Source organism: uncultured Nostoc sp. (genome assembly GCF_964245445.1).
Lineage (GTDB): Bacteria > Cyanobacteriota > Cyanobacteriia > Cyanobacteriales > Nostocaceae > Nostoc.
In genome coordinates this window covers 23824-26194 of record NZ_CAXTNE010000090.1, presented here as the reverse complement: position 1 = coordinate 26194, position 2371 = coordinate 23824, and the positions used below count along the sequence as shown (strand labels likewise).

General features: G+C 42.9%; 2 protein-coding genes. Both read right to left on the bottom strand.

What is annotated here, in order from left to right; genetic code table 11:
- Positions 1 to 200 precede the first annotated feature (200 nt).
- Positions 201 to 590 (bottom strand): four helix bundle protein, encoded by a 390-nt coding sequence (locus tag ACFE90_RS16735; protein WP_375502394.1) that lies wholly within the window; start codon positions 588 to 590, stop codon positions 201 to 203.
- Between the two features lie 31 nt (positions 591 to 621).
- Positions 622 to 2371, bottom strand: a 1750-nt coding sequence (locus ACFE90_RS16730) for a methyl-accepting chemotaxis protein (protein ID WP_375502392.1), incomplete at its 5' end; no start/stop codon positions are given.

The following is a 2371-nucleotide window of genomic DNA, read 5'->3' as shown; positions in this document are numbered from 1 at the left end:
GGAGTGGGGAGTGGGGGATGGCGAATGGGGAGTTGGGAGTCGGGAGTGGGGAAGATTGAAATTTACGTCTAATGTGAATTGAGTAGTTGAAAACCTTTTAGTTTCGTTGATGATTCCAAAATCATGGTTTTGTCCAAGCCTAGAAACCCTTATGGAAAAATGGGATTTTTTAATTCACATCAAGTGTAATTCCCTATTCCCTACTCCCTACTCCCCTTATTTTCTAAAGAACGAATCAAAGCACGGAGTAGTCTTCCTACAGATTCACATTGCCTCAAAATAGGGGTGACTAGTTGAGTATTTGTAAGTCCAACTTTGGCTCTAGCTGATAGTAATAAGTGAGTTTCGAGTTCTTTGAGAGAGCCTTGTGCTATTCGGAGAAATTTTATGTATTCCGGGCGATACTCTCGCCCATAGCCCTCAGCTATATTTGCTGGAATTGATACAGCTGCCCTACGAATCTGTGAAGTCATTCCGTAAAGTTCCTCTTTTGGAAATGCAATCGTTAGCTGATAGCAAGCTTCAGCTAAATTCATGCCTTCTTGCCAAACTCTTAAATCTTGATAAGATCGAATTTCAGAAACTGTCATTTCCTACTCCCCACTCCCCACTCCCTATTCCCTACTTCACTTTAAACTTACTAGCAGTTGTTAATAGCTCTTGCGCCATCCCTGATAAATCTTGGAACACAGTAGCAATTTCTTGAGATTCAGCAAAAGTCTTATTAGCAATTTCTGCTACATCTTGCATTGATTTTGTGACTGTTACAGATTGCGTCATTTGTTTTTGAGTCGCTGCGGTAATTCGCTCGATTAGCTGACTAATTTCGGCAGTTGCATAAACGATCGCATTCAAGTTTTGGCGAGTATCATTGACAAGATTTGTACCTTCTACTACCTGCTGAATACCAGTTTCCATCGCTACTGCTACTTCTCCGGTTTCTGCTTGAATCTCCTGGACTAATTTTTCTATTTCGATGGTTGCTGCTGCTGACTGGCGAGATAAAGAACGGACTTCATCAGCTACAACTGCAAAGCCTTTGCCATATTCACCTGCACGCGTGGCTTCAATGGCTGCATTCAAAGCCAGCACGTTTGTCTGTGTGGCAAAATTACCAATCAAATTCACCACTTTAGAGATTTTTTGCGAAGATTCACTGAGGCGTTTAATTTTCTTGCTGGTTTGAGCGACGGTTTCACGAATTCCTTGGATTGCTTTTACAGTTAAGTTCATCGCAGTATCGCCAGACTCTACAGTTTCATTGGCTTGTTGTACCGCTACTTGTACTAACTCAGCATTCGTCACTACAGCTTGAGTAGAGTCCACCATCTGTTGAATCTCCCCTAAAGCTGCGGTAATTTCCTCAGATTGTTGTTGTGCTAAATTAGTCAGTCCCGCTAGTGAAGCTTCGCTGTTACTGGAAGTTTGGGCAACTTGTTGAGCAGCCCCCTGTACCTGAAGAACGATTTGCCGCAGTGCTTGCAGGGTATTATTGTAAGCATCGGCGATCGTGCCTAGTTCGTCTTCTGTAATGGGTGCGCGTACTGTTAAGTCGCCATTGAGGGCGGGTCTAAGGGCTGTTAGCAGTTGAATAGATCGTTGTTGTAGTAACTCCTTAGCTGCCTTTTCTCGTGCTGCTGCTTCTGCTAATTTGGCTGACTGTCCTTGTACTTGTTGCAAATATTCAGTCTGTTGTAATGCTAGCCCTAACTGGTTGCCTATGCGTGCTAACAAGGTGACTTCCGATTCATCCCAATCACGAGTTCCAGAATTTTGATAAGCTGCCAGCAATCCCCACAATTGTTCCCCAGCAAATACAGGAACAATTACATAAGCTTTGGCTTCAAATTGCTCTAAAACTTCAATGTGGCAAGGGGAATGACCTACCTGATAGATGTCATTAACAACAAAGTTTTCCCCTTGGGCATATCGACCTCCTTGAGTTTCTTGTAAGTGGGTATCTTCCCAGACAGTTTTGATATCGGGGCCTACCAATTTTACCCAAGTATGAGCTGCTGATTCTGCTACAAATTCACCAGTCCAATTAGGATTGAAGCGATAGACTGCGACGCGATCGCATCGCAGTAATTGTCGTACTTCTTGAGTGGTTGTTTTGAAGATTTCTTGTACATCTAAAGATTGCCGAATCCGGTTACTGATCTTGGTGATAGCTTTCTCTTGTTCTGCAATCTGAGCTAGTTTTTCAGATTTTAACCGAACTAATTCCAAATAATCTATCTGTGATTTAGCTAGGCTAAATTGCAAGCTAGTCTGAACCAAAAAGTTAACTTCCCAGGTTTCCCACTCACGGGGGCGAGAATTTTGATAAGCTGCCAGCAAACCCCACAATTTATCCCCGAAGAATATAGGA